The following is a 26,653-nucleotide window of genomic DNA, read 5'->3' as shown; positions in this document are numbered from 1 at the left end:
TTACCCCCAGAGATGATTAGCCTTGCAGTCCAAGACGCTCGCCCTGATAGCTTCCGTCCTGAACCTGGCGCCACCATGTCTCGTTCGCCAGATACCACGCCACGGTCTTACGCATACCGGAAGTGAAGGTCTCAGCCGGCGTCCAGCCCAGCTCACGGGCGATCTTCGAGGCATCAATGGCATAGCGCAGATCGTGGCCCGGGCGATCGGCAACAAAGGCGATCAGGTCGCGATAGTGCGCCACGCCCTGCGGCTTATGCGGCGCCAGCGCTTCGAGCAATTCGCAAATGGTTTCCACCACCTCGATGTTTTTACGCTCGTTATGACCGCCGATATTGTAAGTCTCGCCCGGTTCGCCGCGGGTCGCCACCAGATACAGCGCTCTGGCGTGATCTTCCACGTACAGCCAGTCGCGGATCTGCTGTCCATTGCCATACACTGGCAGCGGCTTGCCTGCCAGCGCGTTGAGGATGGTCAGCGGGATCAGCTTCTCGGGGAAGTGATACGGGCCGTAGTTATTCGAGCAGTTGGTGATAAGCGTCGGCAGGCCATAGGTCCGCAGCCAGGCACGCACCAGGTGGTCGCTGCTGGCTTTCGAGGCCGAATAGGGGCTGCTTGGCGCATAGGGCGTGGTCTCGGTAAAGAAATCATCGCTGCCGTGCAGATCGCCATACACTTCATCGGTGGAGATGTGATGGAAGCGAAACGCCGATTTTTGCGCCGTATCCAGCGTATTCCACCAGCTACGGGCCGCCTCCAGCAGCGTATAGGTGCCCACGATATTGGTTTCAATAAATGCCGCCGGGCCGTCAATCGACCGATCGACATGGCTTTCCGCCGCCAGGTGCATCACTGTATCCGGTTGATACTGCACGAAAATACGGTCCAGCTCGCCGCGGTCGCAGATATCCACCTGTTCAAAGGCGAAACGCGCATCCTGCGCCACCGGCGCCAGCGACATTAAATTGCCGGCGTAGGTCAGTTTATCCACCACCACCACGCGATCGGCGGTGTGCTGGATAATCTCCCGCACTACCGCCGAACCAATGAAGCCCGCGCCGCCGGTGACCAGAATGGTTCTCACCGCCACACTCCTTTGGTGTCGATGATATACGCCTGGGTGACGCTGTCGCCGCTAACGGCTTTAAATTCATTGTGATCGACCAGCATCACCAGCACGTCGGCGCTGGCCAGCGCCGCATCGAGGGTCGCCAGCGTACACAGACCGTCGAGTTTCTTCGGCAGCGCGTGAATGTTGGGCTCAACTACCTGCGTCGTGCCGCTGTGCCAGCGGGCAATCTGCGCGGCAATTTCCATTGCCGGGCTTTCGCGCAGGTCGTCAATATTCGGCTTAAAGGCGAGGCCAAAACAGGCAATGGTCAGTTCGCTGGCCCGTTTGTTGGTGGCATTCAGGCAGTCAGCTACCTGCGCCTTCACCTGTTCGATAACCCATTCCGGCTTGTGGTCGTTGACCTCACGGGCCGTGCGGATCAGACGCGCCTGCTGCGGGTTTTGCGCCACGATAAACCACGGGTCGACGGCGATACAGTGGCCGCCGACGCCCGGTCCCGGCTGCAGGATATTCACTCGCGGATGGCGGTTCGCCAGGCGGATCAGTTCCCAGACGTTAATGGCCTGATCGGCGCAAATCAGCGACAGCTCGTTGGCAAAAGCGATGTTGACGTCGCGGAAGCTGTTTTCCGTCAGCTTGCACATCTCGGCGGTACGCGAGTTGGTCACCACACATTCGCCTTCGAGGAAGATTTTATACAGCTCGCTGGCGCGAGCGGAGCAGACCGGCGACATGCCGCCGATAACGCGGTCGTTTTTAATCAGCTCGACCATCACCTGGCCGGGCAATACCCGCTCCGGGCAGTAGGCGATATTCACGTCCGCCGCTTCACCCACCTGCTGGGGAAAGCTGAGGTCCGGGCGCATCTCCGCCAGCCACTCAGCCATCTGTTCGGTCGACCCGACCGGCGAGGTGGACTCGAGGATCACCAGCGAGCCTTTCTTTAACGTCGGCGCAATGGATTTAGCCGCCGACTCGACAAACACCATATCCGGCTCGTGGCGATCTTTAAACGGCGTCGGCACGGCAATCAGGTAGGCATCCGCTGCCACCGGGGTGGTGGTGGCGCTTAAATATCCCTGCTCGACCGCGGTCTTCACCACGCTCGCCAGATCCGGCTCCACGATATGAATCTCTCCACGGTTAATGGTCTCCACGGCATGTTGATTGACATCAACGCCGACCACCCGCTTCTGCCGGGAGGCGAACGCGGCAGCGGTTGGCAGCCCGATATAGCCAAGGCCAATCACTGAAATGGTAGAAAAACTCATAGCGTTACCTGATTATTTTTAAGTGCAGACAAAATTCGACGACATGCTTCGCCATCGCCATAAGGATTATGCGCGCGGCTCATCGCCTGGTATGCGGCATCATCCTCCAGCAGTCGCGTGACTTCCGCCACGATGCGCTGGCTGTCGGTGCCCACCAGACAGACGGTACCGGCGGCCACCGCTTCCGGACGTTCGGTCATATCGCGCATGACCAGCACCGGTTTCCCCAGGGAAGGCGCCTCTTCCTGAATACCACCGGAATCGGTCAGGATGAGCCAGGCCCGATCCATCAACCAGACGAACGGCAGGTAGTCCTGCGGTTCAATCAACATCACGTTGTCGATATGGCCGAGAATACGGTTCACCGGTTCGCTGACGTTAGGATTCAGGTGAACCGGATAGACAATCTGCACCTCAGGGTGGGTATGGGCTATCTCCGCCAGCGCCTGGCAGATCTGCTCAAAGCCGAGCCCAAAGCTTTCCCGCCGATGGCCGGTAACCAGAATCATTTTTTTACCGTGGCTAATGAAAGGATAGCGCTGCAGCAGGGTCTCCCGTAGCGCTTCATCGCCCAGAACGCGATCGCGCACCCAGAATAGGGCATCGATGACCGTATTCCCGGTCACCGTGATGCGACTGTCGGCAATGTTTTCCCGCAGCAGATTCTGCCGCGAGGTTTCCGTAGGGGCGAAATGGTAGGTCGCCAGATGCCCGGTCAGCGTACGGTTGCCCTCTTCCGGCCACGGCGAACTTAAATCGCCGGTCCGCAGACCCGCCTCTACATGGCCCACCGGTATGCGCTGGTAAAACGCCGCCAGGCTCGCCGCCATCGTGGTGGTGGTATCGCCATGCACCAGCACCACGTCGGGTTTAAACGACTCCAGAACCGGCTTCAGCCCCTCAAGAATACGGCAGGTGATCTCGGTGAGCCCCTGCCCCGGCTTCATGATGTTGAGATCGTAGTCCGGGGTGATGGAGAATAGTTTCAACACCTGATCGAGCATCTCCCGATGCTGCGCGGTCACGCATACTTTCGCCTCAAAATGAGGATCCTTTGCCAGCGCATGGACCAGAGGAGCCATCTTGATGGCTTCCGGCCTCGTGCCAAATACAGTTAGTACTTTCACATCGATTCTCTTCGATTAGGCGATGAAGGTCATTTGCCCTTCACCACAGGCCGCAATCACAGGACACGACGACGCGATAACGCCACGCCTGCGCCGATGAGCGCACCCACAATCCCCCACATCACCATCAGAAATACACGGCGCGGGCTATCGCGTTTTACAGGTTCTTCCGGCGTTCGCAAATACCGGTAAGTCTGAAAACGCGGATCCAACATTGGACCGACGTTCAACGTGCTCAGCATGGCGCGATTCTGGTCGTAATCGAGGTCATATTCCGGTCCGACGGCCTGCAGATTTTCCAGTCTGGCCTGCAGCATCGGCCTGCCCAATAAAAATAGCTCTGAATCCGGCAACTGATCGGCAGGAACATCCGTTTCGCTGCGCGAAATATTATGCTGCTGAGCGACCTTCAACGCTTGCTCGACGCTGTGGGTCCGGCGGTTGAAAATAGCCTCGGCCACCTCTTCCTGGCGCTTCACCTGCGCCTTCATTTGTACCGTCCGCGCCGCCCAGGCGCCTTTGAGCTCGTCGTTAAGATGGCCGGCCGCCCGCTGGCTGGCGAAAGCCACATACTGGCGCAGCAAATTATTGGCATCCTGCCCGGTCTCGGCGGTCAGTTTGACGCTGTCGTTGACGCTCTTGGCCGCATCACCTGGCATAAACTGGATATTGTTAATTAATTCATCCAGCATCGCCGCATCGGCGCGAGCATTACCCGACTGTCGCTGCTTGTAGTAGTCCGTTTGCAGCCAGAAATCACGCCGGGTATCCCAGGAGGCCAACTGCATGATGAACTCTTTATACGCTTCATCCATGGCGGAAGGCTGATCCACCGAGGCCAGGTCGGCTTTGATATCCAGATTGCGTAAGAACTGCTGCTGGGAATAGTACCCCCCCAACATGTTGACAGTAGGCCGATCGGTGATCGCCGTGGCGCTCCACTCCTGGCGAGCAAAGAAGGTGTACACCAACACGATAGCGGCGAAGAGTACAGCACCGCCGACTATCCAGCCTTTTCCTGCCCATAAAGCGCGAAACAGCCCGCGAATATCCAGCTCGTTCTCAACGTTCACTGATTGTGCTCCCGGTAATGGTTGAGTCATCACATCCCCAGCTTTACTTGGTTAGTTTCGGATTATTGCCGCTGTGTCGCCGAATTCTGCGTCTGATGCGCTTAACCAGACGCGCCACTTTCCAGGCGCGCTTAATACAGTAGCCATAAAGGAAGAAGGCCACCAAAAAGAGAATTAACATCACCCATTCCGGCACAATGCGGGTATATTCCGCCGCGACGCCAACCAGCGCCAGCAGGGCAGCGGCCAGGGTGATCAGGACGAACGCCTGGCGGGAAGTAAACCCGGCGCGCATGATCAAATGATGAATATGCTGCCGGTCCGGTGAGAAAGGACTCATGCCTTTACGCAGGCGGCGATACATAATCGCCACCATATCCATCAACGGGATAGCGATAATCCACAGCGCGGTGACCGGGCTGATGGGATGCGTTTTACCTTGTGTGGTTTCCAGCAGGATCCAGATGATGGTGAAGCCAATCATGGTGCTGCCGGCGTCACCCATAAAAACTTTATAGCGGCGGCCGAGGGCGCCAAGATTAAGAAGAATATAGGGCAGAATGGCGGCGATCATCGCAAAACACCACATCGCCAGGCTGTACTGACCGTCAAACCAGAGGATGATCCCGGTCGCCGCAAAGGAGACGGATGACAGGCCGCCGAGCAGGCCGTCAATCCCATCGACCATATTAAACGCGTTGATGGCGGCCCAGACGGCAAACAGAGTGAGGAAGAAGCCGAAAGGCCCCAGCACCAGCTCCCACGAGCCAAAAATAAAGCCCAGACTACTCAGATGCAGATTCCCTGCCATCATCATAATCACGGCGATCGCGGCCTGAATGACCGCGCGAATTTTCACGCTGATGTCGAAGCGATCGTCCAGCGCGCCAACCAGCACCAATACCCCCGCACAGGCCAGATACAGCGAGGCGTGAGGAATATAATAATCGGCGATGGCGAAGGTGAAACAGATGCCTGCATAAACTGAGATACCACCGACCAACGGAATCAACCCCTGATGCCGTTTGCGATAGTTTGGTTTATCCACTAACCCAATCTTTTTTGCCACTTTCCGCGCGACAAAAATAAAGAGGGTCGTGAATAAGAAAATACTGATTAATTCAGTAATAGCAGTGAGTAAATTCACAACGCATGTGCTCTCAGCATAGTTAATCCGGGAAGTATAGCGATGATGCCCCAACTCCAGAAGGGGAAAAGCAGAACATTACAAATTTATTGTATAGATTTTAGTCTGTTAAAGCTGTCTCCGCCTGCTGTCCGGCGCCATTATACGACAACTTTCGTCCCGCTTTCTCTGTCTCTGGATCATACAAATCCCAAAATGAAAACGCCACGCAAAGGCGTGGCGTTTTTGGCTTTTTTTACCTTACGAGCGCTTCATCATATCGAAGAAGTCATCATTCGTCTTAGTCATTGCCAGTTTATTAATGAGGAACTCCATCGCGTCGATCTCACCCATCGGATGGATAATTTTGCGCAGGATCCACATTTTCTGCAGCTCTTCCTGAGTGGTGAGCAGCTCTTCTTTACGCGTACCGGAACGGTTGTAATCGATAGCCGGGAAGACGCGTTTTTCGGCAATCTTACGAGAGAGGTGAAGCTCCATGTTACCGGTGCCTTTAAACTCTTCGTAGATAACTTCATCCATTTTGGAGCCGGTGTCGATCAGCGCCGTGGCGATGATGGTCAGGCTGCCGCCCTCTTCGACGTTGCGCGCCGCACCGAAGAAACGCTTCGGACGGTGCAGGGCGTTGGCGTCCACACCACCGGTCAGCACTTTACCGGAAGCCGGGACCACGGTGTTGTAGGCGCGCGCCAGACGGGTAATGGAGTCAAGCAGGATGATAACGTCTTTCTTGTGTTCAACCAGACGTTTCGCTTTCTCGATAACCATCTCAGCAACCTGAACGTGACGGGATGCCGGTTCGTCGAAGGTGGAAGCAACCACTTCACCTTTCACCAGACGCTGCATCTCGGTCACTTCTTCCGGACGTTCGTCGATCAGCAGCACCATCAGCACGCAGTCCGGATGGTTGTAAGCGATGCTCTGCGCGATGTTCTGCAGCAGCATGGTTTTACCGGCTTTCGGCGGCGCGACGATCAGACCACGCTGACCGCGGCCAATCGGGGAAGCCAGATCCAGTACGCGAGCGGTTAAGTCTTCGGTAGAACCGTTACCACGCTCCATACGCAGACGAGAATTCGCGTGCAGCGGCGTTAAGTTCTCGAACAGGATCTTGTTACGGGCGTTTTCCGGCTTGTCGTAGTTAACTTCGTTAACTTTCAGCAGCGCAAAGTAACGCTCACCCTCTTTCGGAGGACGAATCTTACCGGAAATGGTGTCACCAGTGCGGAGGTTGAAACGGCGGATTTGGCTGGGGGATACGTAGATGTCGTCAGGGCCGGCGAGGTAGGAGCTGTCTGCGGAGCGGAGGAATCCAAATCCATCCTGCAGTATCTCCAGTACGCCGTCGCCAAAGATATCTTCGCCACTCTTCGAATGCTGCTTGAGGATGGCAAAAATAATATCCTGCTTACGCATACGAGCCAGGTTTTCCAGCCCCATATTTTCGCCGAGAGTAATCAGCTCAGAAACCGGCGTATTCTTTAATTCGGTAAGATTCATAGTGGTGTGGGTTCTTAAACTCGGGGTAAATCTCGAACTTAATGTTGTGAATGGTATGGCAGGAACTTCCATGCCTGTTAACGGCCTTCATCTCGTGTCTGTACGTCGCCTGGTCACAGGAAAGAACGCAGAACTGAAACGACTAGACGGAATGAGTGAAAAGCCCGGAATTAATAGCTTCACGCGCGTTTTTTGCGGGATGCTTCGGGTAAAACAAGATTCAAACAAGGTATGTTTAAAACGAAGTCTGTGGATTAACTTAGCACGACTCCAGCCGGGCGTCCAGAGTTCCGCAAAAAATAGGAATCTGGACGCCGGAACAGCAATTCGCTTACGCCAGGTTGGCGTCGAGGAACTCTTTCAGCTGACCCTTGGACAGTGCGCCGACTTTGGTGGCCGCTACTTCGCCGTTTTTGAACAGCAGCAGGGTTGGGATGCCGCGAATGCCGTACTTCGGCGCGGTGCCCGGGTTCTGGTCGATGTTCAGCTTAGCTACGGTCAGTTTGCCCTGATACTCTTCAGCGATCTCATCCAGAATCGGGGCGATCATTTTGCACGGACCACACCACTCTGCCCAGAAATCGACGAGGGTCAGCCCGTCAGCCTTGAGTACGTCCGTGTCAAAACTGTCGTCAGTCAGGTGAATAATTTTATCGCTCATATTTAACTCCACAGGAATAAGCCTGGTGTGTTGGTGTCGTAGCCATCAACGACGCGCTGCGGCTACGTTATGCACGCTATTCTTCAGGATACCTCAATTCTCTGGTCTGCCAACTGGCGCGATCCCTCATGGACCCACCCTTTGACGCCAGGGTCACCTGAACGCGCACTGCATATTGCAGATTTATCGCTCCCGGCTCGCTTAGTGGTCTAAGCTATCCTGGATTCGTTCAGTTACCGTAGACGTACCTTGAATAATTTCGTACACCGCCAACGAAAGGTTGACGTTATTTCACCGGATACGCTTTCTTAATGCAATAGTTAGCTGATATTCTACCACACTATGAGCAAAACACATTTAACAGAACAGAAGTTTTCCGACTTCGCCCTGCACCCGGCAGTCATTGAAGCCCTTGAAAAGAAAGGGTTTCATAATTGCACACCTATTCAGGCCCTCGCCCTTCCGCTGACGCTGGAAGGCCGCGATGTCGCCGGGCAGGCGCAAACCGGTACCGGTAAAACGATGGCGTTCCTGACGTCGACGTTTCATTATCTTCTCTCTCACCCGGCTATCGCCGATCGCCAGGTTAACCAGCCGCGCGCGCTGATTATGGCGCCGACGCGTGAACTGGCGGTACAGATCCACGCGGACGCTGAACCGCTGGCGCAGGCCACCGGTCTGAAGCTGGGTCTGGCTTACGGCGGCGACGGCTACGATAAGCAGCTGAAAGTGCTGGAAAGCGGCGTCGATATTCTGATCGGTACCACCGGTCGTCTTATCGATTACGCGAAGCAAAACCACATTAACCTCGGCGCCATTCAGGTCGTCGTGCTGGACGAAGCCGATCGCATGTACGATCTCGGCTTTATTAAAGATATCCGCTGGCTGTTCCGCCGCATGCCGCCGGCCACTCAGCGTCTGAACATGCTGTTCTCCGCGACGCTTTCTTATCGCGTACGCGAACTGGCGTTCGAACAAATGAACAACGCCGAGTACGTTGAAGTCGAGCCGGAACAGAAAACGGGCCACCGTATTAAAGAAGAGCTCTTCTACCCGTCCAACGAAGAAAAAATGCGCCTGCTGCAGACGCTGCTGGAAGAAGAGTGGCCCGATCGCGCCATCGTCTTCGCCAATACCAAGCATCGTTGTGAAGATATCTGGGGCCATCTCGCCGCCGACGGCCATCGCGTAGGTCTGCTGACCGGCGACGTGGCGCAGAAAAAACGTCTGCGGATTCTCGAAGAATTTACCCGCGGCGACCTTGATATTCTGGTCGCGACTGACGTTGCCGCTCGTGGCTTGCACATTCCGGCCGTGACCCACGTCTTTAACTACGATCTGCCGGACGACTGCGAAGATTACGTTCACCGCATTGGCCGTACCGGTCGCGCTGGCGCCAGCGGTCACTCCATCAGCCTCGCCTGCGAAGAGTATGCGCTGAACCTGCCGGCTATCGAAACCTATATTGGTCACTCAATTCCGGTCAGCAAGTACAACCCGGACGCGCTGATGACCGACCTGCCTAAGCCGCTGCGCCTGACCCGTGCGCGTCCAGGCAACGGCCCGCGCCGCAGCGGTCCACCGCGCAATCGTCGTCGTTCAGGTTAAGAACTCTATGCTATACGCTCAATCATTCAGAATCTGCCAGGGCGCGTTTCCCCGGCAACCCGCTCAGTTACACGGATTGGGCACAAGCGCCCCGTCGACGAGGGAGCCTTCTGAACGATGAAGAGCATGAGCTCCACCTCGCTGTATGCCGCCATTGATTTGGGCTCCAACAGTTTCCATATGTTGGTGGTGCGCGAGGTGGCTGGCAGTATCCAGACGCTGAGCCGGATTAAGCGCAAAGTTCGTCTGGCCGCCGGCCTTAATAGCGACAACACGCTCTCCGCAGAAGCGATGGAGCGCGGCTGGCAGTGCTTACGCCTGTTTGCCGAACGCCTGCAGGATATTCCGCCGGCGCAAATCCGCGTCGTGGCCACCGCCACGCTGCGTCTTGCCGTCAATGCCGGCGAATTTCTGGCGAAAGCGCAGGAGATCCTCGGCAGTCCGGTACAGGTCATTAGCGGTGAAGAAGAAGCGCGCCTGATTTATCAGGGTGTCGCCCACACCACCGGCGGCGCCGATCAGCGTCTGGTGGTCGATATCGGCGGCGCCAGCACCGAACTGGTGACCGGCACCGGCGCGCAAACGACCTCGCTATTTAGCCTGTCGATGGGCTGTGTGACCTGGCTTGAACGCTATTTCGCCGACCGCAGCCTGACGAAAGAGAATTTCGATCTTGCCGAGGCGGCCGCGCGTGAGGTGCTACTGCCCATCGCCGATGTGCTGCGCTATCACGGATGGAAAGTGTGCGTTGGCGCCTCCGGCACCGTTCAGGCTCTGCAGGAAATTATGATGGCGCAGGGGATGGATGAGCGGATCACCCTGACCAAACTCCAGCAGCTTAAACAGCGCGCCATCCAGTGCGGACGCCTGGAAGAGCTGGAGATCGAAGGCTTAACCCTTGAGCGAGCGCTCGTGTTTCCGAGCGGGCTGGCGATCCTTATCGCTATCTTCAGCGAACTGAATATTCAGTGTATGACCCTCGCGGGCGGCGCATTACGGGAAGGGCTGGTGTATGGCATGCTGCATCTCTCCGTTGAACAGGACATCCGCAGCCGCACTCTGCGTAATATTCAGCGTCGTTTTATGATCGACACCGAACAGGCCCAGCGCGTCGCTGGTCTTGCCAGCCACCTGCTCAGCCAGCTGGACGGCTGCTGGGAACTGGATCCGCTGAGCCGCGATTTGCTCCTCAGCGCCTGTGCGTTGCATGAGATTGGCCTGAGCGTGGATTTTAAGCGCGCGCCGCAGCACGCGGCCTATCTGGTCAATAATCTCGACCTGCCCGGCTTTACCCCAGCGCAGAAGAAGCTGATTGCGACGCTGCTGCTTAACCAGACTAACGCCATCGACCTCTCATCGCTTCATCAGCAGAACGCCGTCCCGCCGCGGGTTGCCGAACATCTTTGTCGCCTGCTGCGACTGGCGATACTCTTTGCCAGCCGGCGGCGTGACGATTTGCTGCCCGCCATCAATCTGGTGGCCGATGATGAAAAACTGTCCCTGACGCTGCCGGAAAACTGGCTGGATAATCACCCGCTTGGGGCTGAGCTGATCGAACAGGAATGCCAGTGGCAAAGCTATGTGCACTGGATGCTTGAGGTGAAGTAATACGCTGAACATTGCCGGGCGGCGGCTTCGCCTTACCCGGCCTGCTTATCGCTATCCTTTCTCTTTAGCTTTTGCCAGCATGGCGCGAATGTTCGCCACGTTAGCCTGTCCTTTATGCATTCGCTCTTCAGCGGTAATCACTTTGCGCGCCTGCTCCCAAATCAGATCGTCCTGGGGTAGCTCGAGCAGGAAACGGCTCGGTTCCGGGCGCACCACCTCACCATACTGCCGGCGCTCCTTACAGAGCGTAAAGGTCAGCTCTTTCTGCGCACGGGTGATGCCCACGTAGGCTAACCGGCGCTCTTCATCGACGTTATCTTCATCAATGCTGCTCTGGTGCGGGAGCAATCCCTCCTCCATGCCCACCAGGTAAACATACGGGAACTCCAGCCCTTTTGAGGCATGGAGGGTCATCAGCTGCACCTGATCCAGCTCTTCATCCGATTCGCCGCGCTCCATCATGTCGCGCAGCGTAAAGCGGGTGACCACCTGCGTCAGGGTCATCGGCTCATCGATTTCGCTGCCTTCCAGCATCTCGGTCATCCAGGTGAACAGCTGGTTGACGTTTTTCATGCGCATTTCCGCGGCTTTCGGGCTGGGCGAGGTTTCATACAACCAGGATTCGTAGTCAATCCCGCGGATCAAGTCGCGCACGGCGTTGACCGGCTCGCGTTCGGCCAGTTGCTGGATCTCGCGCAGCCAGTGGGTGAAGCGGGTGAGTGATTCATAGCCGCGCCCGGTCAGCGTCTGGCTAAGACCCATATCAAAGCTGGCGGTGAACAATCCTTTGTTGCGGCCCATCGCCCACTCACCGAGCTTTTGCAGCGTCGCGGGGCCGATCTCGCGCTTCGGCGTGTTGACGATACGCAGGAAGGCGCTGTCGTCGTCCGGGTTGGTCAGCACGCGCAGATAGGCCAGCAGATCTTTAATTTCCGGGCGCGAGAAGAACGACGTGCCGCCGGAGATTTTGTACGGGATGCGGTTCTGCATCAGCATCTTTTCAAAGACCCGCGACTGGTGATTGCCGCGATAAAGGATCGCATAGTCTTTGTAATTGGTTTTATTAATAAAGTGGTGGGCGATCAGTTCCCCGGCCACGCGCTCCGCTTCATGATCTTCATTGTTGGCGGAGAGCACTTTCAGCTCAGCGCCGTATCCCAGTTCGGAAAACAGACGCTTTTCAAAAACGTGCGGGTTGTTGGCGATCAGAATGTTAGCGGCTTTCAGAATACGCCCGGAGGAGCGATAGTTCTGCTCAAGCTTGATAACCTGCAGCGCCGGGAAGTCCTGGCTGAGCAGCACCAGGTTCTGTGGCCGCGCGCCGCGCCACGAGTAGATCGACTGGTCATCGTCGCCTACCACGGTAAAACGCGCCCGCTGGCCCACCAGCAGCTTCACCAGCTCATACTGGCTGGTGTTGGTATCCTGATACTCATCCACCAGCAGGTAGCGGATCTTATTCTGCCAGCGTTCGCGCACCTCCTCGTTGCGCTGCAGCAGCAGCGTCGGCAGCAGGATCAGATCGTCAAAATCGAGGACATTGCAGGCCTTCATATGCGCATCGTACAGTCCATAGCAGTGGGCGAATATGCGGTCCCGTTCGCCTTTCGCACCCGCGGCGGCCTGGGCCGGGGTTTTCAGATCGTTTTTCCAGTTGGAGATCGTCGAGATCAACTGCTGGAGCACCACTTTGTCATCTTCGATCAACCCTTCGGTCAGCTCTTTGAGCAACGCCACCTGGTCGGTATCGTCGAATAAGGAGAAGTTAGACTTCATGCCCAGCGCGGCATATTCCCGCTTGATGATATCCAGCCCCAGGGTGTGGAAGGTGGAAATCATCAGCCCGCGCGCCTCTTTGCGCCCCAGCGTTTGCCCAACGCGCTCTTTCATCTCGCGCGCGGCTTTGTTGGTAAAGGTCACGGCCGCGATATGGCGCGCCTGATAGCCGCAGCCGCGGATCAAGTGGGCGATTTTATTGGTGATCACGCGGGTCTTACCGGAGCCGGCGCCCGCCAGCACCAGGCACGGTCCGGTTACAAATTCGACGGCTTGTTGTTGGCCAGGGTTTAAACGCATGGGAGTCTTGCTCAATCTTCGAACGGGGTGGGGATTGTAGCAGAAAGCGGAGCCGAGATTTACCGACTGATGGTAAAGTGAAGAAATCGCGATTAACCCATAGAGCAGAACCATGAAAAAGACCGCAGCAGCCCTGCATATCCTGGTCAAAGAAGAAAAACTGGCCCAGGAGATCCTCGCCAAACTGGAGCGGGGCGTCAGCTTCGATCATCTGGCGAAGCGCTATTCCCAATGTCCGTCGGGGCGCAACGGCGGCGACCTGGGCGAGTTTCAGCAAGGCGCGATGGTCGGCCCATTCGATCAGGCGGTCTTTAGCTGCCCGCTTCTCAAGCCCTACGGTCCGGTAAAAACCAAGTTTGGCTACCATATCATTAAGGTGCTTTATCGCCGCTGACGCGTGGTATATTGCGCCCCGATTTATCTCAACCTATTCAAGGCACGATCATGGCAAAAACAGCAGCAGCACTGCATATTCTTGTTAAAGAAGAGAAACTGGCTCTGGATCTTCTGGAGCAGATTAAAAACGGCGCCGACTTCGGTAAGCTGGCAAAGAAACACTCTATTTGCCCATCAGGCAAACGCGGCGGTGATTTAGGTGAATTCCGCCAGGGCCAGATGGTCCCGGCGTTCGATAAAGTAGTCTTCTCCTGCCCGGTGCTGGAGCCAACCGGACCGCTGCATACCCAGTTCGGCTACCACATCATCAAAGTCCTGTACCGGAAATAATAAAAAAACCCGGGGATCTTAATCTCCGGGTTTTTGCCTGATGGCGCTTCGCTTATCAGGCCTACTAAACAAATTCATTCTTCTATGGATTTCGGCTTGCCGGAAGGCGGCCAGGAAGTACATCCCCAGGAACATAGATTACTATGTGACTGGGGTGTACGTACCGTAGCCAACGCATCGGCCAGTCGAAAGACGGCGAGGAATTAGCCGGCAACCGCAATACGCTTCATATCGGTCATATAGCCACGCAGTTTGTGACCCACTTTCTCGATCTGGTGGTTGCGGATGGCTTCGTTGACATCACGCAGCTGGGCGTTGTCTACCGCGCCTTCGGCAATGGCCGTACCCAGGTCGCCAGTCTGCAGGGTGGTCATGAACTCTTTCAGCAGCGGTACGCAAGCGTAAGAGAACAGGTAGTTACCATATTCAGCGGTATCGGAGATAACCACGTTCATCTCGTACAGACGCTTACGGGCGATGGTGTTGGCGATCAGCGGCAGCTCGTGCAGTGATTCGTAGTAAGCGGACTCTTCGATGATGCCGGAATCGACCATGGTTTCGAACGCCAGCTCAACGCCTGCTTTCACCATCGCGATCATCAGAACGCCTTTATCGAAGTACTCCTGCTCGCCGATTTTACCTTCATACTGCGGCGCGGTTTCGAACGCGGTTTTACCCGTCTCTTCACGCCAGGTCAGCAGTTTCTTATCGTCGTTCGCCCAGTCCGCCATCATACCGGAGGAGAATTCGCCGGAAATGATGTCGTCCATGTGTTTCTGGAACAGCGGCGCCATAATCTCTTTCAGCTGCTCGGAGAGCGCATAAGCGCGCAGTTTCGCCGGGTTAGAGAGGCGATCCATCATCAGGGTGATGCCGCCCTGCTTCAGCGCTTCGGTGATGGTTTCCCAGCCGAACTGAATCAGTTTTTCTGCATACGCCGGGTCGGTACCTTCCGCCACCAGCTTGTCGAAGCACAGCAGAGAACCCGCCTGCAGCATGCCGCAGAGGATGGTCTGCTCGCCCATCAGGTCAGATTTCACTTCTGCCACGAAGGAAGATTCCAGGACACCCGCACGGTGGCCGCCGGTCGCCGCTGCCCATGCTTTCGCAATGGCCATGCCTTCGCCTTTCGGGTCGTTTTCCGGGTGTACCGCGATAAGCGTCGGTACGCCGAAACCGCGTTTGTACTCTTCACGCACTTCGGTACCCGGGCACTTCGGCGCCACCATCACCACGGTGATGTCTTTACGGATCTGCTCGCCCACTTCCACGATGTTGAAGCCGTGGGAGTAGCCCAGCGCCGCGCCGTCTTTCATCAGCGGCTGTACGGAGCGCACAACGTCAGAGTGCTGTTTGTCCGGGGTCAGGTTAACCACCAGGTCCGCCTGTGGGATCAGCTCTTCATAAGTGCCGACTTTAAAACCGTTTTCGGTCGCTTTACGCCAGGAGGCGCGCTTCTCGGCGATCGCTTCTTTGCGCAGCGCATAGGAGATATCCAGGCCGGAGTCACGCATGTTCAGACCCTGGTTCAGACCCTGCGCGCCGCAGCCGACGATGACCACTTTTTTACCCTGAAGGTAGCTTGCGCCATCGGCGAATTCGTCGCGCGCCATAAAGCGGCATTTGCCCAGCTGTGCCAGCTGCTGGCGCAGGTTCAGTGTATTAAAGTAGTTAGCCATGTCTGTAACTCCGTGATGTTGTGTCGTGCTTATTGTTCGGTTCGCTTTTGCGAGAATGAACTTACTATATGACAGGAATTTTATTGCGGAAATTGATATATTCACAACGTCACGTTGCATTTTATGAAATACAAAACCGGGGAGTACGCGCCGTGGATTTACGCGATCTGAAAACCTTTCTGCATCTGGCGGAAAGCCGCCATTTTGGCCGCAGCGCGCGGGCCATGCACGTCAGCCCGTCGACGCTTTCGCGCCAGATCCAGCGCCTGGAAGAGGACCTCGGCCAGCCGCTGTTCGTGCGAGATAATCGCACGGTGACCCTGACCGAAGCAGGGGAAGAGTTACGCACCTTTGCCCAGCAGACTTTACTGCAGTATCAGCAGCTTCGCCACGCCATCGATCAGCAGGGCCCTTCGCTCTCCGGCGAGCTTCACATCTTCTGCTCTGTCACCGCCGCCTATAGCCATCTGCCGCCGATCCTCGACCGCTTTCGCGCCGCGCATCCCTCGGTAGAGATCAAGCTGTCGACCGGCGACGCCGCCGACGCCATGGAGAAGGTGGTCACCGGCGAAGCCGACCTGGCGATTGCCGGTAAACCGGAGACCCTGCCAGGGTCGGTGGCGTTTTCGATGCTGGAGAACCTCGCCGTGGTGTTAATTGCCCCGGCCCTTCCCTGCCCGGTGCGCAACCAGGCGACCGTCGAGCGTCCGGACTGGTCGACAGTGCCGTTTATCATGGCTGATCAGGGGCCGGTACGTCGACGCATCGAGCTGTGGTTTCGACGGCATAAAATCAGCAATCCGTCGATCTACGCCACCGTCGGGGGCCACGAAGCGATGGTGTCGATGGTCGCCCTGGGATGCGGCGTGGCGCTGCTGCCGGAGGTGGTGCTGGAGAACAGTCCGGAGCCGGTACGCAACAGGGTGATGATTCTGGAGCGCAGCGATGAGCAAACCCCGTTCGAGCTCGGCGTTTGCGCACAAAAAAAGCGGCTGCATGAGCCGCTTATTGATGCTTTCTGGAAAATCCTGCCGAACCACTAGCCCGCGAGGAAAAAGCGGAATGCCGGGTTATGGGTCTCATCGTGACACTCATAGCCCAGCTCATTGAGACGAGTTTCAAAGTCCGGCTCGTGCTCGCCCAGCTCGAAGGCCGCCAAAACCCGACCATAGTCGGTGCCGTGGCTACGGTAGTGGAACAGCGAAATATTCCAGTGGGTGCCAAGGGTGTGCAGGAACTTCAGCAGCGCCCCCGGGGACTCTGGAAATTCGAAGCTGAACAGCCGCTCCTGCAGCGCTTTGGACGGTCGGCCGCCAACCATATAGCGCACATGGAGCTTGGCCATTTCGTCATCGGAAAGGTCAACGACGCTGTAGCCGCCATCGTTCAGTAACTGGAGGATCTCTTTCCGCTCCTCCAGCCCACGACTCAGACGCACCCCCACAAAGATGCAGGCGTCTTTGGCATCGGCAAAGCGGTAGTTGAACTCGGTCACCGAACGCCCCCCCAGCAGCTGGCAAAACTTCAGAAAGCTGCCTTTCTCTTCCGGGATCGTCACCGCCAGCAGCGCTTCGCGCTGTTCCCCGAGCTCGCAGCGTTCAGACACGTAGCGCAGACCGTGGAAGTTGACGTTGGCCCCGGACAGAATGTGAGCCAGTCGCTCGCCGCGAATATTGTGCTGGGCGACATATTTCTTCATCCCCGCCAGCGCCAGGGCGCCGGAAGGCTCTGCCACCGCCCGCACATCTTCGAACAAATCCTTCATCGCCGCGCAAATAGCGTCGCTGTCGACGGTGATGATGTCGTCCAGATACTCCTGGCACAGACGGAAGGTTTCATCGCCGATGCGTTTGACCGCCACGCCTTCGGCAAACAAGCCGACGCGCGGCAGATCCACCGGATGACCGGCATCCAGCGCCGCCTTCAGGCAGGCCGAATCTTCCGCTTCCACCGCTATCACTTTAATCTGCGGCATCAGTTGCTTGATCAACACCGCCACGCCTGCCGCCAGGCCGCCGCCGCCCACCGGGACGAACACGCGGTCGATGTGGGCATCCTGCTGCAGCAGCTCCAGCGCCAGGGTCCCCTGACCGGCGATGACCATCGGGTGATCGAACGGCGGCACCCAGGTAAAGCCCTGCTGCTGCGCCAGCTCAATCGCTCTCGCCTTCGCTTCGTCAAAATTGGCGCCATGCAGCAACACTTCGCCGCCAAAGCCGCGAACGGCATCCACTTTGATGTCGGCGGTCGCTACCGGCATCACGATCAGCGCCTTAACGCCCAGCCGCGATGCGGAGAACGCCACGCCCTGGGCATGATTGCCCGCCGAGGCGGTGATCACCCCGTGGGATTTCTGTTCCGCGGTCAGGCTGGACATCATCGCGTAGGCGCCGCGCAGCTTAAAGCTGTGTACCGGTTGGCGATCTTCGCGCTTCACCAGAATAACGTTATCCAGGCGAGAAGAGAGTTTGTCCATTTTTTGCAGCGGCGTTTTCTGCACCGCTTCATAAACCGGCGCGCGCAGCACTGCTCTCAGGTATTCGGCGCCCTCGGGGGCGCCGGAGAGGGGTTGTGAATCCGCCATGATTAGCCACCCAGTTTCGATTTATCGCGAACCGCGCCTTTGTCAGCGCTGGTCGCCAGGCTGGCGTAGGCGCGAAGGGCAAAGGAGACCTGACGCTGGCGATGCTTCGGCGTCCACGCCTGGTCGCCACGCGCTTCCTGGGCTTCACGACGCGCCGCAATTTCCGCATCGCTCAGCTGCAGCTGGATGCTGCGGTTCGGAATATCAATCGCGATCATGTCGCCATCTTCAATGAGCGCAATGTTGCCGCCGCTCGCCGCTTCCGGTGAGACGTGACCGATAGAGAGCCCTGAGGTGCCGCCGGAGAAACGGCCATCGGTGATCAGCGCGCAGGCTTTGCCCAGCCCCATCGACTTCAGGAAGCTGGTGGGGTAAAGCATCTCCTGCATCCCCGGCCCGCCTTTCGGCCCTTCGTAGCGGATCACCACGACGTCGCCTTCAACGACTTTACCGCCGAGGATGGCCTCTACCGCATCGTCCTGGCTCTCATAAACTTTCGCCGGACCGGTAAATTTCAGGATGCTGTCGTCCACGCCGGCGGTTTTCACGATACAACCGTTTTCCGCGAAATTGCCGTACAGCACCGCCAGGCCGCCGTCCTTGCTGTAAGCGTGTTCCAGAGAACGGATACAGCCTTCGGCGCGATCGTCATCCAGCGTATCCCAGCGGCAGTCTTGCGAGAACGCCTGGGTGGTACGGATGCCCGCCGGGCCGGCGCGGAACATCTTTTTCACCGCATCGTCCTGGGTGACCATCACATCGTACTGTTCCAGGGTCTGCGGCAGCGTCAGGCCGAGGACGTTTTTAACCTCGCGATTCAGCAGCCCAGCGCGGTCCAGCTCGCCCAGAATGCCCAGCACGCCGCCGGCGCGATGCACATCTTCCATATGGTATTTCTGCGTGCTCGGCGCCACCTTACACAGCTGCGGCACTTTGCGGGAGAGCTTATCGATATCGCTCATGGTGAAATCGATTTCAGCTTCCTGCGCCGCCGCCAGCAGGTGCAGAACGGTGTTGGTGGAACCGCCCATGGCGATATCCAGCGTCATGGCGTTCTCAAAGGCCGCCTTGCTGGCGATATTGCGCGGCAGCGCGGAAGCGTCATCCTGCTCGTAATAGCGTTTGGTCAGCTCAACGATACGTTTCCCGGCGTTAAGGAACAGCTCCTTACGATCGGCGTGGGTCGCCAGCAGAGAGCCGTTACCCGGCTGCGACAGGCCCAGCGCTTCGGTCAGGCAGTTCATGGAGTTGGCGGTAAACATCCCGGAACAGGAACCGCAGGTCGGACAGGCGGAGCGTTCCACCTGATTACTCTGCTCGTCGGACACTTTCGGATCCGCCCCCTGGATCATCGCATCCACCAGGTCGAGCTTGATGATTTTATCTGACAGCTTGGTTTTCCCGGCTTCCATTGGGCCGCCGGACACAAAGATCACCGGAATGTTCAGGCGCAGGGAAGCCATCAACATCCCCGGGGTGATTTTGTCGCAGTTGGAGATACAGACCATCGCATCCGCACAATGGGCGTTAACCATGTACTCCACCGAGTCGGCGATCAGCTCGCGGGATGGCAGTGAATAGAGCATACCCCCGTGACCCATGGCGATCCCATCATCCACTGCGATGGTGTTGAATTCTTTGGCCACGCCACCGGCGGCTTCAATCTGCTCGGCAACCAGTTTGCCGAGATCGCGCAGGTGCACGTGCCCGGGAACAAACTGGGTAAAGGAGTTAACGACGGCGATAATCGGTTTGCCGAAATCGGCATCGGTCATCCCGGTTGCGCGCCACAACGCGCGGGCGCCCGCCATATTGCGGCCATGTGTGGTGGTGGCGGAACGGTACTTAGGCATGCTCTTTTTACTCCCATCTGTGTTTATTAAATGGGACGGTGCGTGCCGTCCCATTTTTAATTACTTACTTACCGGATCCAACCAGCCCCATTTATCTTCTGTTTCACCGGTGAAGAGGCCAAAGAAGGCTTCCTGAATACGTTTGGTAACCGGACCGCGACGGCCTGCGCCGACCTGGATGCCATCCACGCTGCGTACCGGGGTGATTTCCGCCGCGGTGCCGGACATGAAGACTTCATCCGCCAGGTACAGGGATTCACGGGACAATACCTGCTCGCGGACTTCAATACCGAGATCTTTCGCCAGCTTGATGATGGCGTCGCGGGTAATGCCCGGCAGCGCGGAAGAGGTAAACGGCGGGGTGAACAGCACGCCGTCCTTCACTTCAAACAGGTTTTCGCCTGCGCCTTCCGAGATATAGCCGTTAACATCGAGGGCGATACCCTCCTGGTAGCCATGGCGACGCGCTTCGCTGCCAACCAGCAGCGAGGAGAGATAGTTGCCGCCGGCTTTCGCCGCCGTCGGGATGGTGTTCGGCGCCGCGCGGTTCCAGGAAGAGACCATTGCATCGATCCCCTGCTCCAGCGCTTCTGCGCCGAGGTAGGCTCCCCACGGGAACGCCGCGATGATCACGTCAGTGTTGTAACCCGGAGGCGGGTTTACCCCCATGCCGACATCGCCAACAAACACCAGCGGGCGGATATAAGCGCTGGTCAGATTATTGGTGCGAATGACTTCGCGGCAGGCTTCCATCAGTTCGTCGACGCTCTGGGAGACCGGAAAACGATAAATTTTGGCTGAATCATGCAGACGCTGCATATGTTCGCGATGACGGAACACCACCGGGCCTTTGTGCGAGTCATAGCAACGGATGCCCTCGAATACCGAGGTGCCATAGTGCAGCGCATGGGACATCACATGAACTTTCGCTTCGCCCCACGGAACCATCTCGCCATTGAACCAGATGTAATCAGCTTTTTTCGTCGTCATTTTTCTTCCTTTGCGCTCAGGCGCGGATTTGTTGTGATGTGGGTTGCTGGATCTCGACGCAGGCAACGTCGACCAGTTTGCTTAATTGACTAAACAGTAATTCGACGGGCCGCGGGCTGGCAACGGTCAATTCGATATTTATGTTCTGTGCGTCCGCCGCGGTTTCCATGTTCATTGCGCAGATTTGGAAACCACGGTGGCGGACAACGCGCAGCACGCGCTCTAAGGTTTCCGGGTTGAAACGTGCCTGTAAAGCGACCTGATGTTGCATCATGATAATTTCTCCAGCATTTCAGAGTTACTGGCGCCGGGCGGCACCAACGGCCAGACATTCTCAAGTTCGTCGATTGAGACATGAAGCAGGTATGGCCCCTGGCTCGAAAGCATGGTGTCGAGTGCCGCTTCAACCTGGTCTTTACGGGTGATGTGTTGGCCAGGAATACCGAAGGCGCTGGCCAGCGTGAGGAAATCAGGGTTATCAGTCAGAGTGGTTTCGCTATAACGTTCCTGGAAAAACAGCTGCTGCCATTGTCGAACCATCCCTAACCGCTGGTTGTCGAGTAATACGATCTTAAGCGGTAACTGCTTGCGTTTAACGGTGCCCAGCTCCTGCACATTCATCATGAAGGAGCCGTCACCGGAGATACAGATCACTGTATCGTTAGGGCGCGCCACCTGGGCGCCAACGGCGGCCGGCAGGCCAAAGCCCATGGTGCCTAAGCCGCTGGAGGTGATGAAGTTTTCCGGGCGGGTATAGGTCATATGCTGAGCCGACCACATCTGATGCTGACCAACGTCGGTTGTCACCACGCTGTCCGCCGGCTTGCGGTCGGAAAGCTGTTTCAGCAACAGCGGCGCGTAGATTGCCTCACCGGGATGATCGTAACGCCAGGCGTGATCGGCACGCAGCGCGGCACTCCGCTCGCGCCAGCCATCGATAGCTAACGGCTGCTGCAGCGCCGGCAGCAAGCGGTTCAGGTCGCCGGTCAGACCGATGTGCGCCTGGCGCAGCTTGTTCAGCTCCGCCGGATCGATGTCCATATGGATCACTTTGGCATGTGGCGCGAAGGTATTGAGCTTGCCGGTCACGCGATCGTCAAAGCGCGCGCCGACGGCAATCAGCAGATCGCACTCCTGTACCGCCAGGTTGGCCGCCTTGGTGCCGTGCATTCCCAGCATGCCGAGATAATACGGGTAATCGGCGTCCACCACGCCCAGCCCTTTCAGAGTGCAGGTCGCCGGCATCCGGGTTACGGCGAGGAATTCACGCAGCGCCGGTACCGCCTGCGCCATGCCGACCCCGCCGCCAACATACAGCATCGGTTGCTGCGATTGAGCCAGCATCTGCAGAGCCTGAGCCACTTCCGCCTGCGGAAATGCCATCTCATCGGCGACCGTAGAGAAATGGGGATCGAGATCGCCCTGCGCCATCTGAATATCCTTAGGGATATCAACCAGCACCGGGCCTGGACGGCCTGAGTTTGCCACCTGGAAAGCTTCAGCAATGACCCGCGGCAGCTCGTCCAGAGACTGCACGAGGAAACTGTGCTTAGTACAGGCCAGTGACAAACCGAGAACGTCTACTTCCTGAAACGCATCCGTGCCGATGAAGGGCGCGGCCACCTGGCCGGTGATGGCGACAATGGGGATGGAGTCAAGCAAAGCGTCCGCCAGGCCGGTGATCAGATTGGTCGCGCCCGGGCCGGAGGTCGCGATACACACTCCGGTTTTACCGGTTGCTCGCGCATAACCAATGGCCGCCATGGCTGCCCCTTGCTCATGCCGGCACAGCAGGTGCTCCACGCCGCCGTCATACAGTGCATCGTAAACCGGCATAATTGCGCCACCCGGATAGCCAAAAACGGTGTCGACCCCCTGTGTCCGCAAAGCATGTACCACCCACTGCGCGCCATTCATAGTTAGTTCCCCGTCATAAATCGGGAGAAACAGAATTTTATGCTAAAAGTCATCATCTGCTCCTCGCTTAGGTTATTTCAGTTATAAAAAAACCCCCGGACCTTTCGGTGCGGGGGTCTTAGTTCGTTAAGGCTTGATTCTTAAGCCTTTCCTCGTCCAAGTGCAGCCCCGCACGGTGGGATAATAATCACCACCACGCTAATCACGACCAGGCTAATCACTCGTAGAAGGGCTGTCATTTTCTGTACTTTCTGGCTTCTTGTTCGAAGGAATACCTAAAGAGGTACCACAGACATCACATAAAACACAAGATTTTTTTATATCTCCGTTGCTGAGCAGCCTAACAGTTTCAGCAAAAATAATTGTTTTATATGAAAAAAATCAGAAATGAAAAAAATTCAGTTTTCTCTCGCCTGGCGCGCGCTTTTGCGCGTGCCTTGCCCACGCCACTCTCTTTTGCGAGCGAAATTCCATTTTCGGCTAAATGTAACGATATAGCGCGAAAAGTATGGATTTATGGTCCTAAATTCTCACTATTACCGCTCCCGTTTTACCACAGGTCAGCCATAATCCTGCCTGGTACAGGAGGTTTTATGTCGCTCGCCATCGTCTATACTCGCGCGGCGCTCGGTATCGAAGCGCCATTGATTACTGTCGAGGTTCATCTCAGCAACGGTCTGCCCGGCCTGACTATGGTCGGACTGCCGGAGACTACCGTGAAAGAGGCCCGTGACCGGGTCCGTAGCGCCCTGATCAACAGCGGCTACGCTTTCCCTGCGAAGAAAATAACCATTAACCTGGCGCCAGCGGATCTACCTAAAGAGGGCGGACGATACGATCTGCCTATCGCTCTCGCGCTTCTCGTCGCCTCAGAGCAGCTCAATACGACGCGACTGAATCACTATGAGTTTGTGGGCGAACTCGCCCTCACAGGTGGGTTACGTGGCGTTCCAGGGGCGATCCCCAGCGCAATGGAGGCCATCAAAGCCGGCCGGCGTATCGTCGTCTCCGCTGATAATGCGGCTGAGGTCGGCCTGATCGGCGGCAGCGATTGCCTGGTCGCCGACCATCTGCAGGAGGTGTGCGCTTTTCTCGCGGGGCAGACATCGCTTTCACCGCCTCTTGCCGAGGCACCTATTGTTGATGAACGCGGCGAAGATTTGCGCGATGTTATCGGCCAGCAGCAGGGAAAACGAGCGCTGGAGATTGTGGCCGCCGGGGGTCACAACCTGCTCCTGATAGGCCCGCCCGGCACCGGGAAAACCATGCTTGCCAGCCGGCTACCCGGTCTCCTGCCGCCATTAAGCAATCAGGAAGCACTGGAGAGCACCGCCATTCAGAGCCTGGTCAATCTGCATACCGCGAAGACCCGGTGGCGTCAGAGGCCGTTTCGCGCGCCTCACCATAGCGCCTCGCTGGCAGCGATGGTGGGCGGCGGCTCAATACCGGTCCCCGGTGAGATTTCCCTGGCCCATAATGGCGTGCTGTTTCTTGATGAACTGCCTGAGTTTGAGCGGCGTGTACTGGATGCGCTGCGCGAACCCATTGAGTCAGGCAAGATCCACATATCACGCTCGCGCGCCAAAATTGACTATCCGGCGCGCTTTCAGCTTATCGCGGCGATGAACCCAAGCCCGACAGGGCATTATCAGGGCAAACATAATCGTACATCGCCTGAGCAGACATTACGTTATCTGGGACGTCTGTCAGGCCCCTTCCTTGACCGCTTCGATCTCTCCTTAGAGATCCCGCTGCCGCCGCCAGGGATACTGAGCCAGGGCACGCAGGGCGAAGAGTCTAGCGCAACGGTCCGGCAGCGGGTGCTGGCGGCGCGCGAACGGCAAATGCTCAGGCAAAATAAGCTCAATGCTCATCTTGAGAATCGTGAAATGAAGAGCTGCTGCCACTTACGGCGGGAGGACGCTGTCTGGCTGGAACAGACGCTAACGCAGTTGGGGCTCTCTATTCGAGCCTGGCAGCGTCTGTTAAAGGTGGCGAGAACCATTGCCGATCTGGCAGAGGCTGAAGAGATTGAACGCCGTCATTTGCAGGAGGCGCTCAGCTATCGGGCGATAGACCGGATGCTAAACCATCTGCAGAAAATGATGGCGTAAAAAAAGGGCTTACGCCCTTTTTTCTTAGTCATCGCTTTCGGTGTAATCGTCAGCGCCTTCCATCTGCGGTTTGCCGCCGGAAAGGGTATGGAAACGCTTCGGCCGCTTGATGCGCGCCATATACTTAATCCATACGCGTTCTGCTTCCGTTACCGGCTCACGCTCACCACGGCACACCGAGACAAACTGTTTTTCATCATCGGTAACAGGTTCGCGTTTACCCAGTTCCAGTTCGTTAAAGGCATAACCATGACGTTCCAGCAGTTGCGCCTCTTTGATGGTGAAATCACCGTGACGGGAGAACCCGCGTGGATAATTTTTATTGTCGAAAAAACGATTAGTCGTCGTAAAGCTTTCCGCCATCCTACACGCTCCTGATTCTTTGGCCGAGCTATTTATGGCGCGGAGTATTAGTTACGCTTGACAGAGCGTCAAACAAAACATTTAAATCATCACGACAAATAATTTTGTGGAGAACGGTGTGGATACGGAATTGCTCAAGACTTTCCTGGAAGTGAGCAGAACTCGTCACTTTGGGCGAGCAGCAGAGGCGCTTTACCTGACGCAGTCAGCGGTCAGCTTTCGTATTCGTCAGCTGGAAAATCAACTTGGTGTGAACCTGTTCACCCGACATCGTAATAACATTCGCCTGACGACGGCCGGAGAAAAGCTCCTGCCTTACGCCGAAACGTTAATGAATACCTGGCAGGCTGCGCGCAAGGAGGTCGCACACTCTTCGCGACATAATGAATTCTCCATCGGAGCCAGCGCCTCGCTGTGGGAATGCATGCTTAACGGCTGGCTCGGCACCCTCTACAGCGCACCTTACAATCTCCAGTTTGAAGCGCGTATCGCACAGCGGCAGTCGCTGGTTAAACAGCTTCATGAACGCCAGTTGGATCTGCTGATCACCACCGAATCGCCGAAGATGGATGAATTAAGCAGCCAGCTGTTGGGTAATTTTACCCTTGCCTTGTATTGCGCATCGCCTGCAAAAAACAGAAATGAATTGAATTACTTGCGCCTTGAATGGGGGCCTGATTTTCAGCAAAACGAAGTGGGTCTGATAGGAAGCGATGATGTTCCGCTGCTCACTACCTCTTCAGCTGAATTGATCTACCAGCAATTATCACGCCTGAACGGCTGCTGTTGGCTACCTGTTCGCTGGGCCAAAGAGAAGCATGGGTTACATACGGTCATGGACAGCGCTACGCTTTCCCGCCCACTCTATGCGATCTGGTTACAAAATAGCGATAAGCAGGCGCAGATCCACGAGATCCTGAAAAGCCCTATCCTGAAATAAGCGGTACTCTCCATGGACGGAGAGAAGCAAGGTATTTTGAACAGGGATATTGCAGATGGAGAGTAGAGATAAAAAAAATCCTTTGCCTGAGCAAAGGATTCTTATAAATGGCAGGGGCGGAGAGACTCGAACTCCCAACACCCGGTTTTGGAGACCGGTGCTCTACCAATTGAACTACGCCCCTAAAGTTTTCTTACCACTAAGCCTGCTATCTGAGCAGGCTTAATGTTAAATAAGTGGCGGAACGGACGGGACTCGAACCCGCGACCCCCTGCGTGACAGGCAGGTATTCTAACCGACTGAACTACCGCTCCACCGAATTTTTTCGCTTTATTACCACCGGT

The 26,653-nt window shown here is 56.8% G+C and carries 24 protein-coding genes and 2 tRNA genes; 7 read left to right on the top strand and 19 right to left on the bottom strand.

The window, feature by feature from the left end:
• Window positions 1-16: 16 nt before the first annotated feature.
• The 7 genes from rffG to trxA form a co-directional block, all read right to left on the bottom strand.
• Window positions 17-1,084, bottom strand: coding sequence for a dTDP-glucose 4,6-dehydratase (rffG, locus tag AC6CWS_RS21475; protein WP_023291554.1), 1,068 nt, complete (start codon window positions 1,082-1,084; stop codon window positions 17-19).
• The gene (wecC, locus tag AC6CWS_RS21470; RefSeq protein WP_050534268.1) at window positions 1,081-2,343 is read right to left on the bottom strand and encodes a UDP-N-acetyl-D-mannosamine dehydrogenase; all 1,263 of its coding nucleotides are present in this window, start codon (window positions 2,341-2,343) and stop codon (window positions 1,081-1,083) included. The genes rffG and wecC overlap by 4 nt, the downstream gene beginning before the upstream one ends.
• Entirely contained in the window at window positions 2,340-3,470 is a 1,131-nt protein-coding gene (gene wecB / locus AC6CWS_RS21465; RefSeq protein ID WP_071997580.1) for a non-hydrolyzing UDP-N-acetylglucosamine 2-epimerase, read from the bottom strand. The genes wecC and wecB overlap by 4 nt, the downstream gene beginning before the upstream one ends.
• A 56-nt stretch (window positions 3,471-3,526) precedes the next feature.
• Window positions 3,527-4,573 carry an ECA polysaccharide chain length modulation protein gene (wzzE, locus tag AC6CWS_RS21460; protein ID WP_065883603.1) on the bottom strand — a complete coding sequence of 349 codons (1,047 nt, stop codon included), beginning with the start codon at window positions 4,571-4,573 and terminating at the stop codon, window positions 3,527-3,529.
• A gap of 13 nt (window positions 4,574-4,586) precedes the next feature.
• Window positions 4,587-5,690, bottom strand: a complete 1,104-nt coding sequence (gene wecA / locus AC6CWS_RS21455) for a UDP-N-acetylglucosamine--undecaprenyl-phosphate N-acetylglucosaminephosphotransferase (protein ID WP_004886849.1) — start codon at window positions 5,688-5,690, stop codon at window positions 4,587-4,589.
• A 240-nt stretch (window positions 5,691-5,930) separates the two neighbouring features.
• Window positions 5,931-7,190: a transcription termination factor Rho gene (rho, locus tag AC6CWS_RS21450; RefSeq protein WP_002883293.1), complete on the bottom strand. Its 1,260-nt coding sequence runs from the start codon at window positions 7,188-7,190 to the stop codon at window positions 5,931-5,933.
• A 331-nt stretch (window positions 7,191-7,521) separates the two neighbouring features.
• Complete coding sequence (gene trxA / locus AC6CWS_RS21445; protein ID WP_002883224.1) at window positions 7,522-7,851, bottom strand: thioredoxin TrxA; 330 nt, start codon at window positions 7,849-7,851, stop codon at window positions 7,522-7,524.
• A gap of 342 nt (window positions 7,852-8,193) precedes the next feature.
• Between trxA and rhlB the strand changes: the two genes are divergently transcribed.
• Both rhlB and gppA read left to right on the top strand, forming a co-directional pair.
• The gene (gene rhlB / locus AC6CWS_RS21440) at window positions 8,194-9,459 is read left to right on the top strand and encodes an ATP-dependent RNA helicase RhlB (RefSeq protein WP_023291550.1); all 1,266 of its coding nucleotides are present in this window, start codon (window positions 8,194-8,196) and stop codon (window positions 9,457-9,459) included.
• A 117-nt stretch (window positions 9,460-9,576) separates the two neighbouring features.
• Window positions 9,577-11,067 carry a guanosine-5'-triphosphate,3'-diphosphate diphosphatase gene (gppA, locus tag AC6CWS_RS21435; protein ID WP_023291549.1) on the top strand — a complete coding sequence of 497 codons (1,491 nt, stop codon included), beginning with the start codon at window positions 9,577-9,579 and terminating at the stop codon, window positions 11,065-11,067.
• 51 nt (window positions 11,068-11,118) lie between these two features.
• On the opposite strand, the gene rep is transcribed toward gppA, so the two are convergent.
• Entirely contained in the window at window positions 11,119-13,143 is a 2,025-nt protein-coding gene (gene rep / locus AC6CWS_RS21430) for a DNA helicase Rep (RefSeq protein WP_004886858.1), read from the bottom strand.
• 112 nt (window positions 13,144-13,255) lie between these two features.
• Here rep and ppiC (AC6CWS_RS21425) point away from each other — a divergent pair, with 112 nt between their 5' ends.
• Entirely contained in the window at window positions 13,256-13,537 is a 282-nt protein-coding gene (ppiC, locus tag AC6CWS_RS21425; protein ID WP_032454495.1) for a peptidylprolyl isomerase PpiC, read from the top strand.
• Between the two features lie 50 nt (window positions 13,538-13,587).
• Complete coding sequence (gene ppiC / locus AC6CWS_RS21420; RefSeq protein ID WP_004886861.1) at window positions 13,588-13,869, top strand: peptidylprolyl isomerase PpiC; 282 nt, start codon at window positions 13,588-13,590, stop codon at window positions 13,867-13,869.
• Between the two features lie 203 nt (window positions 13,870-14,072).
• Here the strand turns inward: ppiC (AC6CWS_RS21420) and ilvC are convergent, their stop codons facing one another.
• Window positions 14,073-15,548 carry a ketol-acid reductoisomerase gene (gene ilvC / locus AC6CWS_RS21415; protein ID WP_065883600.1) on the bottom strand — a complete coding sequence of 492 codons (1,476 nt, stop codon included), beginning with the start codon at window positions 15,546-15,548 and terminating at the stop codon, window positions 14,073-14,075.
• A 152-nt stretch (window positions 15,549-15,700) separates the two neighbouring features.
• On the opposite strand from ilvC, the gene ilvY reads away from it, so the two are divergent.
• On the top strand, window positions 15,701-16,591 hold the full coding sequence (ilvY, locus tag AC6CWS_RS21410; RefSeq protein ID WP_064155697.1) for an HTH-type transcriptional activator IlvY: 891 nt from the start codon (window positions 15,701-15,703) through the stop codon (window positions 16,589-16,591).
• On the opposite strand, the gene ilvA is transcribed toward ilvY, so the two are convergent.
• The 7 genes from ilvA to ilvL form a co-directional block, all read right to left on the bottom strand.
• Complete coding sequence (gene ilvA, locus AC6CWS_RS21405) at window positions 16,588-18,132, bottom strand: threonine ammonia-lyase, biosynthetic (protein ID WP_017899412.1); 1,545 nt, start codon at window positions 18,130-18,132, stop codon at window positions 16,588-16,590. The two genes, ilvY and ilvA, sit on opposite strands and share 4 nt — an antisense overlap.
• 2 nt (window positions 18,133-18,134) lie before the next feature.
• A complete protein-coding gene (ilvD, locus tag AC6CWS_RS21400) occupies window positions 18,135-19,985 on the bottom strand; it encodes a dihydroxy-acid dehydratase (RefSeq protein ID WP_023291545.1) in 1,851 nt (616 codons plus the stop codon).
• A gap of 60 nt (window positions 19,986-20,045) precedes the next feature.
• A complete protein-coding gene (gene ilvE, locus AC6CWS_RS21395; RefSeq protein WP_002883171.1) occupies window positions 20,046-20,975 on the bottom strand; it encodes a branched-chain-amino-acid transaminase in 930 nt (309 codons plus the stop codon).
• A gap of 16 nt (window positions 20,976-20,991) precedes the next feature.
• Window positions 20,992-21,249, bottom strand: coding sequence for an acetolactate synthase 2 small subunit (ilvM, locus tag AC6CWS_RS21390; RefSeq protein ID WP_004886870.1), 258 nt, complete (start codon window positions 21,247-21,249; stop codon window positions 20,992-20,994).
• Window positions 21,246-22,892: an acetolactate synthase 2 catalytic subunit gene (gene ilvG, locus AC6CWS_RS21385; RefSeq protein ID WP_023291544.1), complete on the bottom strand. Its 1,647-nt coding sequence runs from the start codon at window positions 22,890-22,892 to the stop codon at window positions 21,246-21,248. Before ilvG ends, ilvM begins: the two co-directional genes overlap by 4 nt.
• Before the next feature lie 2 nt (window positions 22,893-22,894).
• Window positions 22,895-22,945 carry a peptide IlvX gene (gene ilvX / locus AC6CWS_RS21380; protein ID WP_175426296.1) on the bottom strand — a complete coding sequence of 17 codons (51 nt, stop codon included), beginning with the start codon at window positions 22,943-22,945 and terminating at the stop codon, window positions 22,895-22,897.
• An 87-nt stretch (window positions 22,946-23,032) separates the two neighbouring features.
• Entirely contained in the window at window positions 23,033-23,131 is a 99-nt protein-coding gene (gene ilvL, locus AC6CWS_RS21375) for an ilv operon leader peptide (protein ID WP_001311244.1), read from the bottom strand.
• A 354-nt stretch (window positions 23,132-23,485) separates the two neighbouring features.
• Between ilvL and AC6CWS_RS21370 the strand changes: the two genes are divergently transcribed.
• Window positions 23,486-25,006 carry a YifB family Mg chelatase-like AAA ATPase gene (locus tag AC6CWS_RS21370; protein WP_032454493.1) on the top strand — a complete coding sequence of 507 codons (1,521 nt, stop codon included), beginning with the start codon at window positions 23,486-23,488 and terminating at the stop codon, window positions 25,004-25,006.
• A 24-nt stretch (window positions 25,007-25,030) separates the two neighbouring features.
• On the opposite strand, the gene AC6CWS_RS21365 is transcribed toward AC6CWS_RS21370, so the two are convergent.
• On the bottom strand, window positions 25,031-25,369 hold the full coding sequence (locus tag AC6CWS_RS21365) for a MaoP family protein (RefSeq protein WP_004886877.1): 339 nt from the start codon (window positions 25,367-25,369) through the stop codon (window positions 25,031-25,033).
• Window positions 25,370-25,487: 118 nt separating this feature from the next.
• On the opposite strand from AC6CWS_RS21365, the gene hdfR reads away from it, so the two are divergent.
• Window positions 25,488-26,309, top strand: a complete 822-nt coding sequence (gene hdfR / locus AC6CWS_RS21360; RefSeq protein ID WP_065883598.1) for an HTH-type transcriptional regulator HdfR — start codon at window positions 25,488-25,490, stop codon at window positions 26,307-26,309.
• Window positions 26,310-26,417: 108 nt separating this feature from the next.
• Here the strand turns inward: hdfR and AC6CWS_RS21355 are convergent.
• Together AC6CWS_RS21355 and AC6CWS_RS21350 are read right to left on the bottom strand one after the other, a co-directional pair.
• A tRNA-Trp gene (locus tag AC6CWS_RS21355) sits at window positions 26,418-26,493 on the bottom strand.
• A gap of 53 nt (window positions 26,494-26,546) precedes the next feature.
• Window positions 26,547-26,623: transfer RNA gene (locus tag AC6CWS_RS21350), tRNA-Asp, on the bottom strand.
• Between the last annotated feature and the right edge of the window lie 30 nt (window positions 26,624-26,653).

It is taken from the genome of Klebsiella sp. M041 (assembly GCF_059759695.1).
Note: the sequence above shows the minus strand (reverse complement) of the source record. Positions and strands in the feature narration are given on the sequence as shown.

Bases quoted from the DNA above. Each gene is read 5' to 3' on its own strand.
- wecC (WP_050534268.1), bottom strand. From the start codon at position 2,343: ATGAGTTTTTCTACCATTTCAGTGATTGGCCTTGGCTATATCGGGCTG.
- wzzE (WP_065883603.1), bottom strand. From the start codon at position 4,573: ATGACTCAACCATTACCGGGAGCACAATCAGTGAACGTTGAGAACGAG.
- rho (WP_002883293.1), bottom strand. From the start codon at position 7,190: ATGAATCTTACCGAATTAAAGAATACGCCGGTTTCTGAGCTGATTACT.
- trxA (WP_002883224.1), bottom strand. From the start codon at position 7,851: ATGAGCGATAAAATTATTCACCTGACTGACGACAGTTTTGACACGGAC.
- rhlB (WP_023291550.1), top strand. From the start codon at position 8,194: ATGAGCAAAACACATTTAACAGAACAGAAGTTTTCCGACTTCGCCCTG.
- gppA (WP_023291549.1), top strand. From the start codon at position 9,577: ATGAAGAGCATGAGCTCCACCTCGCTGTATGCCGCCATTGATTTGGGC.
- rep (WP_004886858.1), bottom strand. From the start codon at position 13,143: ATGCGTTTAAACCCTGGCCAACAACAAGCCGTCGAATTTGTAACCGGA.
- ppiC (WP_032454495.1), top strand. From the start codon at position 13,256: ATGAAAAAGACCGCAGCAGCCCTGCATATCCTGGTCAAAGAAGAAAAA.
- ppiC (WP_004886861.1), top strand. From the start codon at position 13,588: ATGGCAAAAACAGCAGCAGCACTGCATATTCTTGTTAAAGAAGAGAAA.
- ilvC (WP_065883600.1), bottom strand. From the start codon at position 15,548: ATGGCTAACTACTTTAATACACTGAACCTGCGCCAGCAGCTGGCACAG.
- ilvA (WP_017899412.1), bottom strand. From the start codon at position 18,132: ATGGCGGATTCACAACCCCTCTCCGGCGCCCCCGAGGGCGCCGAATAC.
- ilvD (WP_023291545.1), bottom strand. From the start codon at position 19,985: ATGCCTAAGTACCGTTCCGCCACCACCACACATGGCCGCAATATGGCG.
- ilvE (WP_002883171.1), bottom strand. From the start codon at position 20,975: ATGACGACGAAAAAAGCTGATTACATCTGGTTCAATGGCGAGATGGTT.
- ilvM (WP_004886870.1), bottom strand. From the start codon at position 21,249: ATGATGCAACATCAGGTCGCTTTACAGGCACGTTTCAACCCGGAAACC.
- ilvG (WP_023291544.1), bottom strand. From the start codon at position 22,892: ATGAATGGCGCGCAGTGGGTGGTACATGCTTTGCGGACACAGGGGGTC.
- ilvL (WP_001311244.1), bottom strand. From the start codon at position 23,131: ATGACAGCCCTTCTACGAGTGATTAGCCTGGTCGTGATTAGCGTGGTG.
- AC6CWS_RS21370 (WP_032454493.1), top strand. From the start codon at position 23,486: ATGTCGCTCGCCATCGTCTATACTCGCGCGGCGCTCGGTATCGAAGCG.
- AC6CWS_RS21365 (WP_004886877.1), bottom strand. From the start codon at position 25,369: ATGGCGGAAAGCTTTACGACGACTAATCGTTTTTTCGACAATAAAAAT.